Here is a 17301-nt window from a genome sequence, read left to right on the forward strand (position 1 = left end):
GATCAACAGCCCCGTATTCGTCACCTACCGTCGATACCTGGTGTCGCGGCCGACGGCTCGTGCCGTGAACGCACCGGCCGGGCGCGACGGCCGCCGAAACGCGACATCCGGCTAACTCCGAGCGCATCGAAATACGGGATATCGTGGGCCGACTCGATAACCTACGGGTACCGCCGAACCGTCATGCGGCGACGCGGCCTGTCCCGCGTCGGGACCACTCGGTCCTCGACGGATACCATGACTGGTCGCCTGCATCGATGAGCAGGCGGAATATGGCGGCGTGCACACCGGCAACGAATAACGAAAGGTCGTCGGACTTGCATCTGAAGAGCCTGACGCTGAAGGGCTTCAAGTCCTTCGCGTCCGCGACGACGCTGCGCCTGGAACCCGGCATCACGTGTGTGGTCGGTCCGAACGGATCCGGCAAGTCCAACGTGGTCGACGCACTCACCTGGGTGATGGGTGAGCAGGGTGCCAAGGCGCTGCGCGGCGGCAAGATGCAGGACGTGATCTTCGCGGGCACCGCGGGCCGGGCCCCGCTGGGGCGCGCCGAGGTGACCCTCACCATCGACAACTCCGACGGCGCGCTGCCGATCGACTACGCCGAGGTGTCCATCACCCGGCGTATGTTCCGGGACGGCGCGGGCGAATACGAGATCAACGGCAGCACCTGCCGGCTGATGGACGTGCAGGAACTGCTCAGTGACTCCGGCATCGGCCGCGAAATGCACGTCATCGTCGGACAGGGGCAGCTCTCCGCGATTCTGGAATCGCGCCCGGAGGATCGCCGCGCGTTCATCGAAGAGGCCGCGGGCGTGCTCAAGCACCGCAAGCGGAAAGAGAAGGCGGTCCGCAAGCTCGAGGCGATGCAGGCCAACCTGGCCCGGCTCACCGACCTCACCACCGAGTTGCGCCGTCAGCTCAAACCGCTCGGCCGGCAGGCCGAGGTGGCGCGCCGCGCGCAGACCGTGCAGGCCGACCTGCGCGACGCCCGGATGCGCCTGGCCGCGGACGATCTGGTGACCCGCCGCGGCGAGCTGGAGAGCCAGCAGAGCAAGGAAGCCTACGCCCGCGAGCAGCACATCACCGTGCAGAGCGAACTCGACGCCGCCAATGCCGCGCTCGCCCAGCAGGAATTCCAGCTCTCCCGGCTGACGCCGAGCGCCGAAGCCGCCGCGCAGATCTGGTTCCAATTGTCGGCGCTGGCCGAGCGGGTCAACGCGACCATCCGGATCGCGCAGGACCGGGCCCGCCATCTCGACACCGAAGCCCCGGTCGGCACGGGACGCGACCCGGAACAGCTGGAAGCCGAAGCCGAACGGGTGGAAGCCGAGGAAGCCGAACTGCGCGAGGCCGTCGAGATCGCGACCGAGACGCTCGAGGCGGCCCGGGACGCACTGGCCGAACGCGAACACTCCGCCAAAGCCGCCGAGCAGGCGCACCTCGCCGCCGTGCGCGCGATCGCGGACCGGCGCGAAGGCGTGGCGCGGCTCGCGGGCAAGGTCGACACGCTGCGCACCAGGGCGCAGTCGGTGGACGCCGAGATCTCCCGGCTCACCACCGCGATCGCCGACGCCCGGCAGCGCGGCGAGGCCGCGCAGACCGAATTCGACACGGTGCAGGCCGAACTCACCGAGTTGGACGCCGGCGAGGCCGGCCTGGACGCCCAGCACGAGCACGCGGTGCAGGCGCTCGCCCTGGCCGACCAGCGGGTGACCGAACTGCGCGAACAGGATCGCGAGGCGAGCAAGCGGGTCGCGTCGCTCTCGGCGCGGATCGAGGCGCTCGGCATGAACCTGGCCCGTCGCGACGGTGCGGCCTGGCTGGTCGAGCACCGGTCCCAGGGGCTGCTCGGCCCGCTGTCCGGTCTGCTGCGGGTGCACGGCGGTTTCGAAGCCGCGGTCGCCACCGCGCTCGGCCCGCTCGCCGACGCGGTCGCCGCCGACACCGGGGAATCCGCGCATGCCGCCATCCGCGCGCTGAAGGAAGCCGACGGCGGCCGTGCCGCACTGGTATTCGGCGCCGACGGCGGCCATCGCCCGCATCCCGGACCGCTGCCGGGCGCGGCCCGCTGGCTGTCCGATGTGGTCGAGTGCCCGGACAGCGTGCGCGCGGCGATCATGGCACTCACCGCCGGTATCGCCGTAGCCGATGATCTGGCCGCGGCCCGTGCGGTGATCGCGGCTCGCCCGGACGTGCGGGTGGTCACCCGCGACGGCGACCTCACCGGAACCGGCTGGCTGCTCGGCGGCTCCGATCGCGCGCCCAGCCAACTGGAGATCCAGGCCGATATCGACACCGCCAAGGCCGATCTGGTCGCGGCGCAACGCCGGGCCGAAGAACTGGAAGCCGCGTTGTCCGGCGCGCTGGCCGAACAGGCCGACCGCAAGGACGCCGTCGATCAGGCGCTGCTCGCGTTGCACGAATCCGATCAGTCCCTGGTCGCCATCTATGACCGGCTCGGCCGGCTCGGGCACGCGGCCCGCACCGCCCAGGCCGACAACGACCGGCTGCTCGCCCAGCGCGCGGAAACCGAAGCGAGCCGGGAAGAATCGCTGACCTCGCTCGCCGAACTCGAAGACCGGCTGCGCAACGCCGAACTGGAACAGACCGAGATCGACTCCGACGGCACCGCGGCGGGCACCGAGACCGCGGGCCGGGAACGCGAAGAAGCCGCCGCCGCACTGGCCGAGGCCAGGTCGATGGAGGTCGAGGCGCGCCTGTCGGTGCGCACCGCCGAGGAACGCGCGGAATCGGTACGCGGCAAAGCGGATTCGCTGCGCCGCGCCGCCCGCGCCGAACGGGAGACACGGGCCAGGGCCGAACGGGCCCAGGCCTCGCGTAAGAAGGCCGCCGAAGTCGCCGCCGCGGTCGCCGAATCCGGGGCCAAGGTCGCCGCCGAACTGGAAAAGGTGGTGGCGGAGGCGGGTGCCCGCCGCGACGATCTGGTCCGCCGCCGCGGCGAAGCCGCCGCCCAGGTCGAACAGGTCAAGGAGCGGGTGCGGGCCCTGTCCACCCAGCTCGCCCAGCTCACCGACGCGGTGCACCGCGACGAAGTCGCGAAAGCCCAAGCGGCCCTGCGCATCGAGCAGCTCGAGGCGACGATCTCCGAACAGTTCGGTATCGCGCTCAGCGATCTGATCGCCGAGTACGGTCCCGACGTGCCGTTGCCGCCGACCGACCTGGAATGGCAGGAGTACGAGCAGGCCAAGGAACGCGGCGAACAGGTCACCGCGCCCGCGCCGATGCCCTACGACCGCCAGACCCAGGAGCGGCGCGCCAAACGCGCGGAGAAGGACCTCACCACCCTCGGCAAGGTGAATCCCCTTGCGCTGGAAGAGTTCGCCGCGCTCGAGGAGCGCTACAACTTCCTCGCGACCCAGCTCGAGGATGTGAAGAGCGCGCGCAAGGACCTGCTCGACGTGGTCGCCGAGGTGGACGCGCGCATCCTGCAGGTGTTCACCGAGGCGTGGGAGGACGTGGAACGCGAATTCGTCGGTGTGTTCGCGAAACTGTTCCCCGGCGGTGAGGGCAGGCTGCTGCTCACCGACCCGTCCGACATGCTCACCACCGGTATCGAGGTGGAGGCGCGCCCGCCCGGCAAGAAGGTGAAGCGGCTCTCGCTGCTGTCCGGTGGCGAGAAGTCCCTCACCGCCGTCGCCCTGCTGGTCGCCATCTTCCGTGCCCGCCCCTCACCGTTCTATGTGATGGACGAGGTCGAGGCCGCCCTGGACGACACCAACCTGCGCCGCCTCATCGGCCTCTTCGAGCAGCTGCGCGAAAAGAGCCAGCTCATCGTCATCACCCACCAGAAACCCACCATGGAAATCGCCGACGCCCTCTACGGCGTCAGCATGCGCGGCGACGGCATCACTCAGGTCATCTCGCAACGCCTCCGCGGCGAAAACCTCACGCCCGCGGGCGCGGCGTAAACCGACAGAGTCGGTGATCGACAGTTGCTCGGGGCGTAGTTAAGCTGCCATGCATGGCCGAAGGTGGGGGAGCACCGCGCACCCAGAATTTCGCCGTGGCTCCAGCAGCCTGGAGCCGCTTGTATGAGCCTGTGGGGGAGCTACGGTCCGGGCTGGACTCAGCCGGCATCGGCGTGGACTGGGTGCTGAGCGACGGTTGGCCCGGTAGCCGCGCAGGCATACGACACCGCGCACACCGAATGGGTGAAGCGATGCCCGCAGTCGCTACACCCACGCGATAGACCTGAACTACTAGATGGTGGTCCGGGGGTGAGGCAGTGGGCGACGACCTGAAGTTGGATTGGCAGGTCTACTACTACGACGCCGCCGCGAAATGCCATGAGATCGCGACCAATCTACGTGCTGCGGACAAGCCACTGCACGATGCCGTCAAGAACGACTGTGCGGGCATGGCTGGGGACGCCAACGGCTGCAAACAGTGGGGCACCAAATACGACCAGCTAGCTCAGCAGACCATGCAAACCTGCACCAACCTTGCCGACGCGCTTACCAATTACGGTTACGTCCTCTCCGCGATGGGCTACAACTACGCAGTCGCGAACAACAGCAATCCGTTGCCGCAGCGTCCGGTCGTCGCTCCGCTACCGGAGTACAAGGTCACCATCGCGTCGTCGGTCGGTGACAACGGTCCCGGCGTGCACGAAAAAGACGGCGCCGGCATAAAGGAGTTCTACGACAAGCTGGTCGACAAGATCGGGGAGGAGTTCGGCAAACTTCCCAACGGTGACGTCGACAAGTTGAGCAAGGCATCCACCGCATGGCGCACGTTCGCCGAGCACGCCACGATCACCGGTTCGGCAGGGCAACTCGCGGGTGCCATCGGTTTGTTCGATGGTGTCGCGGACAAGAAGAACCTGGAGCTGGTCCTCGAGAACCTGACCACACTTCGAGACAGCGCCGGCCAGGTCGCTCTGGCCGCACAGAACTTGGCAACGCCGGTGGCTGAATTCCACACCGGCACCGTGGATGCTCGCAAGACGTTCGAGTCCGAGATCAATACTCTCGTCATCGGTGCTGGAATCGCCGTCGCGCTGGGAGTTGTCGCAGCCGCCTTCAGCTTTGGGGGCAGTTTGGCAGTCAGCGGCGGCGCCGTTGTCGGGCTCGTCGCCAACACCATCAACGCCATCCGCACGGCCTATACCGCCAGCAGACTGTATCGAATCGTCGGTCTCACCGCTGCGACCGCAACGGCTGCCGTCGTTCTGACTCATTTCGACAAAGTGCCCAGTGAAGCACTCCTGGACCTGAGCGCAAAACTCACCGCGATTATCGGTATGCGTGTGCTCATCGACGGTGCAGACGGGGTGCAGCCCGGTTCATCGAACGCTTCCAACACGCCCGGAACGACTGAGTACCAGAAGCGCGTCGAAGAACTTGCGCAAGACCCGGCGAAAAACGGGAAAGTGAACCCCCAGTCGAAACGGGAGGCAGAGGTGGGTTTGGGTTTGGAGAACTCCGGCGCGGTCGAAGGACCGATCACCCGAGCTCCGTTGGGAGCCAACGGAGAGGACCAAGGCGAGTTCATCGATGCCTCAGGCAAACGGTGGGACGTGAAAAGCTCACCGGATGTCATTCCGGACTACAGACCGGCCCAGGTTGCGGGCAATCCGATACCCAATCCGCAAACTGATCAGGAATTCACCGAAATGATCGAGGATTCGATCGCAGACGGTGAGGGTGTCATGATCGATCAGAGCGGGATGACGCCCGCCCGGATAGCACGCCTGAAGCAACTGGTCGAGAGTCACCCCGAGTGGCAAGGAAAGGTGCTTTGGTAGAGATGACCACGGCTGATGGTCCCAGTTCGAGCAGTGTCGCCAGGTGGCCTTCGGATTCGGCGGCACATCGAGCATTGGCCGAGTATCTGCAGGTGCTGCCAGCCGATCCTGCTGCTGAGCGGACGGCGGCTACGGTTCTCAACGGGTGGGGAGCGGATTTCTCGGGTGCGGATCTGTCGGGGCTGGACCTGCTCGGTGCGGAGTTGGGCAGCGCGAACATGAGTCGGGTGGTGCTCATCGACGCCGACCTATACACCGCTTCGCTCGGCGAGACTCGACTGGACGGCGCCGACCTCAGCGGTGCGGATCTGCGCAAGGTCCAGGGTCGCGGTTGTAAAGCGCAGTACGCCAACCTTTCCGGCGCCAATCTACAGCGAGCGGATTTCGCTCAGTCGAACTTTCGCGGCGCGGTTCTTCGAGGCACACAGCTCCAACGAGTTACATTCTCAGGGGCGGACCTTCGAGAGGCGGACCTTCGAGATAGTGTTTTCGAGCGGACCAGACTGTCACGTGCGCGCATGGGGGGCTGCCGGGTCGCCGGGGCATCCGGACAGGTCATCGGGCCTGTCGACGTCGGCGTCGACACGTCGAAGCTGCTGGACGGCCCAGAGTTACGCGAGTGGTTCAGCGCCAACGGCGCGCCGTCGGTCGAGGTTCGCCCATCCGCTTAGCTCCTAGGCAGGATTTCGATGCTGATGTATCAGCCCGTGCGGTGTCGAGCTGTGCTCGGCATTTCCGCGGCCCGCCTGGTGAAATCCCGCGGAGACGTCGCCTGCGCGGGATTTCGCGGCTCGGGCCTAGGCGGTGGGGAGTCGGTCGTTGTCGAGTAGGGATTTGATTTGGGCGGCGCCGGTTTCGGCGAGCCAGGTGGCGAAGGTGCGCAGGGTGGGGTGGATGGCGCGGACGGTGTCGATATCGGCGCGCCAGCCGCCGGTTTCGCGCATCAGCCGCCAGGTGTAGGCGATCGATGCGCCGAGGGAGGCGGCGTAGGCCTCGTCCAGTTCCTGATAGCGGACGGGATGGCCGGTGACGGCGGCGATCGCGGCGGCGGCATCCGGCGGGGTGAGGGCGTCGCCGGCCAGCTCCAGGGTCCGGCCGTGGAAACGGTCGGGGTCGGCGAAGGCCAGGGCGGCGACCTCGGCGACGTCGGCCACCGCGATGACCTTCATCGGGCGGTCGGCGGGAAACATGTGCCGGTGTACGCCGTCGACGATGCCGTCGAGCGGCAGGCCGCGCAGCAGATAGTTCTCCATGAACCGGACCGGGCGCAGCAGGGTGTAGCGCGCCCCGCTGGCCGCGACGGCGTGTTCGATGCGCTGTTTGCCGCTCGCGCCCCACGAGGTGTCCTCGTTGAACGAGGCGATACCGGTGAACACGATCTGTGCCACCCCGGCTCGGCGGGCCGCGTCGACGAGCGCTTCGCCGCGTCGCGCTTCCCGCTCGACATCCCAGCCGTCCGGGTCGTAGGCGGCGGGCGGCACCGCGAAAAGGGCTGTGGCACCGGCCAGTGCGGTGGGCAGGGTGGCGGGGTCGTCGAAATCGCCGACCGCGAGTTCGGCGCCCGCCGCGGCGAGCGCTCGCGCGGCCGGCGCGTGCGGGTCGCGCACCAGCGCGCGGACCGCACGCCCGTCGGCGAGCAGTTTGCGGGCGGTCGCGCCGCCCTGCTTGCCGGTGGCGCCGGTGACCAGGATGAGGTGCTGCGAAGAAGACATGCTCGCCTTGTCTGTCGATAGAATCGGGTCGGACAACCCGTATTTCGGGACGGTACGGGTGGCCTGGCCCGCTTGACCAGGTCGAAGAACGGAAGGCCGTAACGAATTGACTGCCCCACCCACCGCCCGCAGCGACGCCACCCGCAATCGCGCCGCGGTGCTGTCCGCCGCACAACGCGCGTTCGCCGAGCAGGGGCCGACGGTGTCGCTGGCGGAGGTGGCCCGGCGGGCCGGGGTCGGCGCGGGCACCGTCTACCGGCACTTCCCGACGAAAGTCGATCTGCTGGAAGCGGTTATGCAGCAGCGCGTGGACCGGCTCGCCCAACTGGCCGCCGATCGGCTGGGCGCGCCGGATCCCGGTGCCGCCTTCTTCGATTTCTGCACGCAGGTGGTGGTGTCGACGCCGGGCAATCAGGCGCTGTGCGATCTGGTGCAGTCCGATGACGGTTGGCCGCGCGCTTTGTTGATGAGTGCGGGCGCACGATTCCATCAGGCGCTGGGCGCGCTGCTGACGGCCGCGCAGCGTCAGGGCGCGGTCCGCCCGGATCTCGAGGTCTCGGATGTGCTGGCGATCTTCACCGGTTGCGTTGCCATCCAACGACTTCAACCGACCGACGGTGCACTGGGCCGGACGGCCGCGTTGGTCATCGATGCGATGCGTGCCCCGGGCGTAACGAATCGTCCCGCCGCGGCGGGCGAAACTCGTAACGAAACGGCGGATAGTAACGAAACGCGGTGCCCGGTGTGCGCCGGTGCCGTCCGGCACTCGGGCACCGGCCGTCGTCCGCGATATTGCTCACCCGCCTGCCGGCAGAAAGCGCACCGTCGCCGCGCGGCGACGACGCGAACACGTGGCGCATAAGCGACACGTGTCGAGACCCGGTCACGGTCGAACGGGACAGGTCGAGCCCGACGGCAGCCGGATCCGGCCGGGCTGCCGTGCGCGGCATGCGGATTACAGCAGGTCGCTGACGTCGTCGGGCACGTCGACGGCGTATTTGCGCAGGATGTCCATCGAGATCACTTCCAGGGCGTTCTCGTGCGTGGCGGCCAGCACCACGGGTGCGGCGACACCGTCCTCGTGCGCGTGTAGCCACCGCACGGCCACCACACACCACCGGTCGCCCGGCTGTAATCCCGGGAAGTTGTTCTCCGGCCGCGGCGTACTCAGATCGTTGCCGATGGACGCCTGATGCTCCAGGAATTCGGCCGTGACGACGGTGCACACGGTGTGGCTACCGAGATCCTCCGGCCCGGTGCTGCAGCAGCCGTCCCGGTAGAAGCCGGTGAGAGGATCGGCGCCGCACTCTTCCAGCGGCCCCCCAAGCACGTTTCGATCGGTCACGTCGCCGATCCTATTGGCACGTCGCGAGAAGTTCCGCAGGACAAGAAATCTCGGGGGTTGTGTGTCGGCACCGGGGCGGCGTGGTAAAGCGGGCCGGTTCGTTCTGCAAGGATGGGGCGCGTGAGTTCCGAAGCCTGGATCATTGTCGCCGTTGCCGCTGCTCTGCTGCTGGTGGTGCTTGTTGTCGGTTTTGTCCGGTACAAGCGCTCTCGGGTCTCTTTGACGCAGCCTGCGGAGCAGCAGCTGACCGACCGGTCCGGCGGATACGCCGCCTCGGGCGGATTCAGTTTCAGTCAAGGCGGCACGGCGACCGCACCCGAACCGCAGCTGGTCGAGCGGACCGATACGGACGGGCAGCCGCACGTCGGCGACGACGCGGCCATCCCCCGGGACGCACCCAAGCGCGGCATCACCAATGTGCAACTGCCCGAGGGCGATGTCGCCGAGGCGCCCGCGGGCGAAACCGCTGCGCCCGAAGTCGAATCGACCGACGTCGCCGCGAACGCACCGGAAACCACCGAAGCACCGGCGGCCGCCGACGCACCGACCACCGCTCCTGCGGACTCATCGACCACCGCATCCGCCGGCGCGCCGACCACCGCTCCCGCGGACGCACCGACCACCGCATCCGCCGGCGCATCGACCGCCGCGCCTGCCGAAACAGAGTCCGCCCCGACCACCTTCCCCGACACCGCCGCGGGCGCCGAGGCCCCCGCCCCGCTCGAGGAGATCGAACCCACCGCGGGCCGGCTGGTCCGCCTGCGCGGCCGCCTGTCCCGTTCGCAGAACGCGGTCGGCAAGAGCCTGCTCGGCCTGCTCGGCGGCGGCGACCTGGACGACGACTCGTGGGAAGAGGTCGAGGACACCCTGGTGCTCGCCGATCTGGGCACCGCGAGCACCGCCGCGGTGGTGGCCCGCCTGCGCGAGGAGATGGCCTCGCGCAGCGTCCGGACCACCGACGCGGCCCGTGCCGTGCTGCGGGACGTGCTGATCGAGGCGTTGCGCCCCGAACTGGACCGCTCGATCCGGGCGCTGCCGCACGCCGATCACCCGTCGATCCTGCTGGTCGTCGGCGTCAACGGCACCGGAAAGACCACCACCACCGGCAAACTCGCGCGGGTGCTCGTCGCGGATGGCCGCCGCGTGCTGCTCGGCGCGGCCGACACCTTCCGGGCCGCCGCCGCCGACCAGTTGCAGACCTGGGGTGAGCGGGTCGGCGCGGAAACCGTGCGCGGCAAGGAGGCCGCCGATCCGGCCGCGGTCGCTTTCGACGCGGTGAGCGCGGGCATCGATCGCGGCGTCGACGTGGTGCTCATCGATACCGCGGGCCGCCTGCACACCAAGACCGGCCTGATGGACGAGCTGGGCAAGGTCAAGCGCGTCGTGGAAAAGGCAATCACGGCTGGTCGCTCTGCAGGCTCCGCTCCTGGTGCGGTCGACGAAGTGCTGTTGGTGCTCGACGCCACGGTCGGCCAGAACGGCCTGATGCAGGCGCGTGTGTTCGCCGACGTGGTCGATATCAGCGGGGTGGTGCTCACCAAGCTGGACGGGACCGCCAAGGGCGGCATCGTCTTCCAGGTGCAGCACGAGCTGGGCGTGCCGGTGAAGCTGGTCGGTCTCGGCGAGGGGGCCGACGATCTGGCGCCGTTCGAGCCGGGCGCTTTCGTGGACGCGCTGCTCGGCTGAGCCACGCTCGCGGACCGACAACGGCCCCGCGCGACAGCATCGTCTCGGCAAACCGGGCTGCTGACCGAATTGTCCGGCTCGACCTGACAACATGACGCGCCATCACGGCGCACACGGCAGTGTTTGCGACGAAACACGCCGAAAACCGAATGTTTGCTACTTCTAGCGGGCCGGTAACCGGCGCTGCGCCGGCTCCGGCCCGCACCTCACCGCCGCCCGGAAACTTCCGGTGTAAACCCCGAAACGTGGCCGCAACACAACTGGCTCATCCGTTCACGCAGGTGAAACACCGCAGCTCTGTAGCTGAAACACCGAGTGACCACCCTTCTGGTCAGGTCCATTTGCCGGAGTCGGCAGGGCCCGAGATGAGGAGGACATTAAGGTGGCATTTCCCCTTACCGGTGCACCGGACACCGGTGACACCGCATGGATGCTGGCGAGCTCAGCGCTCGTGTTGTTGATGACGCCCGGTCTGGCGTTCTTCTACGGCGGCATGGTCCGCTCGAAGAACGTGCTGAACATGATCATGATGAGCGTCAGCGCCATGGGCCTCGTCGGCGTGCTCTGGTCGCTGTACGGTTTCTCGACCGCCTTCGGTGACAACACCTTCGGCCTGATCGGCGACCCGGCGCAGTTCTTCGGGCTGAAGGGTCTGCTCGGCGGCAACGCGGTGGCCGAGGTGAAGGACGCCACCGGCGCCGTCACCACCGCCGCCTCCGGCATTCCGCTCGCGGGCACCATCCCGATGAGCGTGTTCGTCGCGTTCCAGCTGATGTTCGCCATCATCACGGTTGCCCTCATCTCGGGTGCGGTTGCCGACCGCATGAAGTTCGGGGCCTGGCTGCTCTTCGCGGGCATCTGGGTCACGGTCGTCTACTTCCCGGTCGCGCACTGGGTCTTCGACTTCGACGCCAAAGACGCCGACGGCAATGTCGTGCACGAGGGCGGCTGGATCGCCAACAAACTGCTCGCGGTCGACTTCGCCGGTGGTACCGCGGTGCACATCAACGCCGGTGCGGCCGCGCTCGCCCTGGTGCTGGTGCTCGGCAAGCGCAAGGGCTGGCCGACGACCGCGTTCCGCCCGCACAACCTGCCCTTCGTCATGCTCGGCGCCGGCCTGCTGTGGTTCGGCTGGTTCGGGTTCAACGCCGGTTCCGCGCTGACCTCCGGTGGTCTCGCGGGCACCACCTTCGTGACCACCGCGGTGGCGACGGCCGCGGCCATGCTGGCCTGGCTGCTGGTGGAGAAGCTGCGCGACGGGCACGCCACCTCGCTGGGCGCGGCCTCGGGCGTCGTGGCCGGTCTGGTCGCGATCACGCCGTCCTGTTCGTCGGTGAACGTGCTCGGCGCGCTCGCGGTCGGCGCGGTCGCGGGTGCGCTGTGCGCCCTCGCGGTCGGCCTGAAGTTCAAGTTCGGGTTCGACGACTCGCTCGACGTGGTGGGCGTGCACCTGGTCGGTGGCATCGTCGGCACCCTGATGGTCGGTTTCGTCGCCGCGCCCGAGATGGGTGCCGCGAAGACCGGCCTGTTCTACGGCGGCGGTATCGATCAGCTGTGGCGTCAGGCGGTGGGTGCCGGTGTGGTACTTGCCTTCTCCTTCGTCGCCAGCCTGATCATTGCCTATATCGTGAAGTTCACCATTGGGCTGCGCGCGAGCGAAGAAGCGGAGTCGGTGGGCTTGGACGAGTCCGAGCACGCCGAATCCGCATATGACTTCGCCGCCGTGGGCAGCACGGCACGTTCGGCCGTCAAGGAGGCATGACGAACATGAAACTGATCACCGCAATCGTCAAACCGTTCACCCTCGAGGACGTCAAGACCGGTCTCGAGCAGGCGGGTGTGCTCGGCATGACAGTCAGCGAAGTGCAGGGATATGGCCGCCAGAAGGGGCACACCGAGGTCTATCGAGGTGCCGAGTACTCCGTGGATTTCGTGCCGAAGGTCCGGGTCGAGGTGGTCGTCGACGACGCGTCCGTGGACAAGGTCGTCGAGGTGATCGTCGAGGCCTCGCGCACCGGCAAGATCGGCGACGGCAAGGTCTGGGTGACGCCGGTGGAGACGATCATTCGCGTCCGTACCGGCGAACGCGGTACCGACGCGCTGTAGATCTCGAATATCTGAGCTGAGCGGCGGCCCCGCTCCCACCGGAGCTCCGGTCGGGGCGGGGCCGCGACTGTTAGGGATGGGCGGTGGGTTGTGGCAGGTCAGCACGAGCACGACGGCAAGGTGTCCAACGGGGCGGCGGATCTGGTCCGCGCGCGCGGCCAACTGCTCGACGGCGGGGTGCCGCGCAATCCCCGGCTCGACGCCGAGTCCCTGCGGCAGGCCCTGGTCGACCTGTTCGAGCTGTGGCTCACCAGTAAGGGCGCCGAACTCGGCATCACCCGCGACAGCGGACTGGCCGTGGTCGCGGTCGGCGGTCTGGGCCGTGCGGAGATGCTGCCGTACTCCGATCTCGACCTGGTGCTGCTGCACGACGACGTCGATCCCGCCCGGGTCGCCGAGGTCGCCGATCAGCTCTGGTACCCGCTGTGGGACGCCCATATCAAGCTCGATCACAGCGTGCGGACCGTCCCGCAGGCGCTGCGCGTCGCCTCGGACGATCTCATCGCCGCGCTCGGCATGCTGGAGGCCCGGCATATCGTCGGCGATCAAGAGCTGAGCAACTTGCTGATCGGCGGGGTGCGCCGGGAATGGCGCAACGGAATCCGTTCCCGGTTCGACGAATTGATCGCTCAGGCACAGGCCCGGTGGGAGCGCAGCGGCGAGATCGCGCACCGCGCCGAACCGGATCTGAAGAACGGCCGCGGCGGCCTGCGCGATATCCAGCTGCTCGACGCGCTCGCCATCGCCCAGCTGACCGATGCGATGCCCGGCCTCGGTCCCGACGTGCCGGGCGGCGGCCTGAAACAAGCGCACCGGCGACTGCTCGACGTGCGGACCGAGCTGCATCGGGTGGCGGGCCGGGCCCGCGATCAGTTGCGGGCCCAGGACGCCGACGAGATCGGCGCGGCGTTGCGCATCGGTGACCGGTTCGATCTCGCGCGCACGCTCAGCGATTCCGCGCGCACGGTCAGCTATTCCGTCGACGTCGGATTGCGTACCGCGGCAAACGCTTTGCCCCGGCGCGGGCTGGCTCGGCTGCGTCGGATGCCGGTGCGCCGGCCACTCGATGAGGGGGTGGTCGAGCACGGCGGCGAGGTGGTGCTGGCCAGAGACGCACGGCCACAACGCGATCCGGGTCTGATCCTGCGGGTGGCCGCGGCCTCGGCGCAGACCGGGCTGCCGATGTCGGCCACCACGCTCAACCGGCTCTCCGAGGACGCGCCCGAACTGCGCGAGCCCTGGCCCAAGGACGCGCTGAACGATCTGCTCGTGTTGCTCGGCGCCGGCCGCGGCGTCATCGACGCGATCGAGGCGCTGGACCGAACGGGCTTGTGGGGCAGGCTGCTTCCGGAATGGGGTGCGGTGCGCGACCTGCCGCCGCGCGACGCCCTGCACACCTGGACCGTGGACCGGCACCTGATGGAGACGGTGGCCTACGCGAGCGGGATGAGCACCCGGGTGGCCCGGCCCGATCTGCTGGCGCTCGGCGCGCTGCTGCACGATATCGGCAAGGGGCGCGCGGGCGATCACAGCGTGGTCGGCGCGGAACTGGCCACCCATATCGGCCGCCGGCTCGGGCTGTGGCCGTCGGACGTGCGCACGCTCAGCGCGATGGTCCGCCACCATCTGCTGCTCCCGGACACCGCCACCCGGCGTGACCTGGCCGACCCCGCCACCGTGCAGCATGTCGTCGACGCCCTCGACGGCGATCCGGAACTGCTGGAACTGCTGCACACCCTCGCCGAAGCGGACTCGCTGGCCACCGGGCCCGGCGTGTGGGGCGACTGGAAGGCCTCGCTCATCGGCGATCTCGTGCGCCGGTGCCGGCTGGTGCTGGCGGGCGGTGAACTGCCGCAACCGGAGCCGATCGCGCCGGAACTCGTCGCGAAGGCCAAAGCGGGCGGCGTGCACGTCGAGCTGAAGCCGGGGGAGAGCAAGTACACCTACGCGGTGACGGTGATCGCGCCCGATGGCGCCGGACTGTTGTCCGACGCTGCCGGGGTGCTCGCACTGCACTCGTTGCGGGTGCTCTCGGCCGCGCTCGGCAGCGAGGGCGAGTCGGCCATCGACACCTTCGTGGTGTCGCCCAAGTTCGGTGATCCGCCGGATGCCGGACTGTTGCGCCAGGAACTCATCCGGGCCATCGGCGGCGACCTCGACGTCGCGGCCGTGCTCGCCAAACGGGAACGGGAGGCGGGCGGCGTCAAGCCGAGCGAGTACGCACAGGCGCAGCCGCGGGTGCTGTGGTCGGGCACCTCGGCGCCGGGGCAGGTGCTGCTCGAGTTGCGGGCCGAGGACCGGATCGGGGTGCTCAGCAGGCTCGCCGCAGCACTGGAGAACTGTGGCGCCGACGTGCGCTGGGCCAAGGTGGTGACCATGGGTTCGGCGGTGGTCGACACCTTCTGCCTCGACCTCGGCACCGCGGACGGACCGGACCGGCGGACCGAGATAGAGCAGGCGATCCTGGCGGTCGTGCCGCGTCCCGCGCCGAAGAAACCGGAGGCGGGTATGCCCGGTCCGGAGATCGTCGGGACCTGACACGCCACGAAGTAACCAATCTGTTGCACACGATTTGCTGTAACCCATATGTCGGCGCCTCCGGTCGTTTTAGGATCAGAGCATTCGGCTATCGCTGCATGAGGGGAGCACGTCGTTGGCAATTGAAGTTGTTTCGGCGTCGATGATGACGAGCGACGAGACCACGCATATGGCGCGGTGCGTCGGCGGGGACCGCTGGGTTGTTTCCTGGCTTCCCGGTCGCACATTGACCGGACAACAGGCCGTGACCGCGATGACCATCGCCTCGACGGTGGCCAGCTCACGGATCCCCACCACGACGGAATGGGCCATCCTCGACGACCTGGCCCTGGAGCTGGGACTGACCGCGCGCGAGGCGGTCTACATGGTCGCCAAGGAGAACCACGACTACCGCAAGACCGCCAAACCGCGTCGCCGTTCGCTCGACTGATCGACCCGTTCCGACCTCGAAGGACGCACCGCCTGCGCGGGTGGGTCGGCTATCCCATTACCCTGGGAGGCAATTGACGTCCCCCGAGATCAGGAGCGCGATCGGTGTTCGAATCCCTGTCCGACCGGCTTACCGGTGCCCTCAAGGATCTGCGCGGTAAGGGGCGTCTGTCACCGGCCGACATCGACGCCACCTGTCGCGAGATCCGGCTGGCGCTGCTCGAAGCCGACGTCGCGTTGCCGGTGGTGCGCGGCTTCATTGCCCGAATCAAGGAGCGCGCCAAGGGCGCCGAGGTCTCCGCCGCGCTGAATCCGGCGCAGCAGGTCGTCAAGATCGTCAACGAGGAACTCGTGACGATCCTCGGCGGCGAGACCAGGCGGCTCACCCTGGCGAAGAATCCGCCGACCGTGGTCATGCTGGCCGGTCTGCAGGGCGCCGGTAAGACCACGCTCGCCGGCAAGCTCGCGAAATGGCTGAAGGGCCAAGGGCATCAGCCCTTGCTGGTGGCCTGTGACCTGCAGCGGCCCGGTGCCGTCACGCAGCTGCAGGTGGTCGGTGAGCGTGCGGGCGTGCCCGTCTTCGCGCCGCATCCCGGCACCTCCACCGGCGGCGGCGAGAACGCGCTGGGCGTCACGGCCGCCGACCCGGTCGAGGTGGCCCGCGGCGGTATCGCCGAGGCCAAGTCCAAGCAGTACGACGTGGTCATCGTCGACACCGCCGGTCGCCTCGGCATCGACGAGGAACTGATGCGCCAGGCCGCGGGCATCCGCGACGCCGTGCAGCCCGACGAGACCCTGTTCGTGCTCGACGCCATGATCGGTCAGGACGCGGTCAACACCGCCGAGGCGTTCCGCGACGGCGTCGGCTTCACCGGCGTGGTGCTGACCAAGCTCGACGGTGACGCCCGCGGTGGCGCGGCGCTCTCGGTGCGCAACGTGACCGGCGCGCCGATCATGTTCGCCTCCACCGGTGAGAAGCTCGAGGACTTCGACGTCTTCCACCCGGACCGGATGGCCAGCCGCATCCTCGGCATGGGCGACGTGCTCAGCCTGATCGAGCAGGCCGAGCAGATCTACGACGCGCAGCAGGCCGAGGAGGCCGCGCGCAAGATCGGCAGCGGCGAGCTCACGCTGGAGGACTTCCTCGAGCAGATGCTCGCGATCCGCAAGATGGGCCCGATCGGCAACCTGCTCGGCATGCTGCCCGGTGCGGGCCAGATGAAGGACGCGCTCGCCGCCGTCGACGACAAGCAGCTCGACCGGGTGCAGGCGATCATCCGCGGCATGACCCCGGCCGAACGGGACAACCCGAAGATCATCAACGCCTCCCGCAGGCTGCGCATCGCCAACGGCTCGGGCGTCCAGGTGTCCGACGTCAACCAGCTCGTCGACCGCTTCTTCGAGGCCAAGAAGATGATGGCCGCCATGGGCCGCCAGATGGGCATGCCCGGTGCCCGCCGCGGCAACACCAAGAAGGGCAAGAAGGGAAAGAAGGGCGGTCGCGGACCGACCCCGCCCAAGGCCCGCGGCGGTTTCCCGGGGATGCCCGCCGGCATGCCGGGGATGCCCGCCGGAATGCCCGACCTGTCCAACATGCCGCCCGGCTTGGACCAGCTCCCGCCCGGCCTGGAAGGTTTCGACATCTCGAAGCTGAAGTTCCCGAAGAACTGACCGTTGCCGCGCACGTTTCCGCCCGCCGCGCACGAATTCGCTGA

Annotated in this window: 12 protein-coding genes; 10 read left to right on the forward strand and 2 right to left on the reverse strand. The window is 68.5% G+C overall.

Translation table 11 applies throughout. The features are described 5' to 3' along the window. Positions 1-317 precede the first annotated feature (317 nt). From smc to NVU01S_RS16565, 3 genes are all read left to right on the forward strand, one after another. Positions 318-3932, forward strand: a complete 3615-nt coding sequence (smc, locus tag NVU01S_RS16555) for a chromosome segregation protein SMC (RefSeq protein WP_043676555.1) — start codon at positions 318-320, stop codon at positions 3930-3932. A 317-nt stretch (positions 3933-4249) separates the two neighbouring features. Next, positions 4250-5770 (forward strand): hypothetical protein, encoded by a 1521-nt coding sequence (locus tag NVU01S_RS16560; protein ID WP_052280992.1) that lies wholly within the window; start codon positions 4250-4252, stop codon positions 5768-5770. Between the two features lie 2 nt (positions 5771-5772). After that, positions 5773-6441 (forward strand): pentapeptide repeat-containing protein, encoded by a 669-nt coding sequence (locus NVU01S_RS16565; RefSeq protein WP_082859546.1) that lies wholly within the window; start codon positions 5773-5775, stop codon positions 6439-6441. 126 nt (positions 6442-6567) lie between these two features. Here the strand turns inward: NVU01S_RS16565 and NVU01S_RS16570 are convergent, their stop codons facing one another. Further along, positions 6568-7482: an NmrA family NAD(P)-binding protein gene (locus NVU01S_RS16570; RefSeq protein ID WP_043676557.1), complete on the reverse strand. Its 915-nt coding sequence runs from the start codon at positions 7480-7482 to the stop codon at positions 6568-6570. 106 nt (positions 7483-7588) lie between these two features. Between NVU01S_RS16570 and NVU01S_RS16575 the strand changes: the two genes are divergently transcribed. After that, positions 7589-8344, forward strand: coding sequence for a TetR/AcrR family transcriptional regulator (locus tag NVU01S_RS16575; protein ID WP_043676559.1), 756 nt, complete (start codon positions 7589-7591; stop codon positions 8342-8344). Positions 8345-8437: 93 nt separating this feature from the next. Here the strand turns inward: NVU01S_RS16575 and NVU01S_RS16580 are convergent, their stop codons facing one another. Further along, positions 8438-8827 carry a DUF2237 family protein gene (locus NVU01S_RS16580; protein ID WP_014987060.1) on the reverse strand — a complete coding sequence of 130 codons (390 nt, stop codon included), beginning with the start codon at positions 8825-8827 and terminating at the stop codon, positions 8438-8440. A gap of 111 nt (positions 8828-8938) precedes the next feature. Here NVU01S_RS16580 and ftsY point away from each other — a divergent pair, with 111 nt between their 5' ends. The 6 genes from ftsY (at position 8939) to ffh (ending at position 17257) form a co-directional block, all read left to right on the forward strand. Further along, the gene (ftsY, locus tag NVU01S_RS16585) at positions 8939-10513 is read left to right on the forward strand and encodes a signal recognition particle-docking protein FtsY (protein WP_043676561.1); all 1575 of its coding nucleotides are present in this window, start codon (positions 8939-8941) and stop codon (positions 10511-10513) included. A gap of 382 nt (positions 10514-10895) precedes the next feature. Further along, complete coding sequence (locus tag NVU01S_RS16590) at positions 10896-12275, forward strand: ammonium transporter (protein ID WP_043676563.1); 1380 nt, start codon at positions 10896-10898, stop codon at positions 12273-12275. 5 nt (positions 12276-12280) lie between these two features. Beyond that, positions 12281-12619, forward strand: a complete 339-nt coding sequence (locus NVU01S_RS16595) for a P-II family nitrogen regulator (protein WP_014352094.1) — start codon at positions 12281-12283, stop codon at positions 12617-12619. 90 nt (positions 12620-12709) lie between these two features. Further along, positions 12710-15157, forward strand: a complete 2448-nt coding sequence (locus NVU01S_RS16600; RefSeq protein WP_043676565.1) for a [protein-PII] uridylyltransferase — start codon at positions 12710-12712, stop codon at positions 15155-15157. Positions 15158-15272: 115 nt separating this feature from the next. Continuing rightward, entirely contained in the window at positions 15273-15587 is a 315-nt protein-coding gene (locus tag NVU01S_RS16605; protein WP_106387032.1) for a hypothetical protein, read from the forward strand. Positions 15588-15691: 104 nt separating this feature from the next. After that, complete coding sequence (gene ffh, locus NVU01S_RS16610) at positions 15692-17257, forward strand: signal recognition particle protein (protein ID WP_043676566.1); 1566 nt, start codon at positions 15692-15694, stop codon at positions 17255-17257. Positions 17258-17301 lie beyond the last annotated feature (44 nt).

It is taken from the genome of Nocardia vulneris, assembly GCF_001613425.1.
GTDB classification, from domain to species: Bacteria; Actinomycetota; Actinomycetes; order Mycobacteriales; family Mycobacteriaceae; genus Nocardia; species Nocardia vulneris.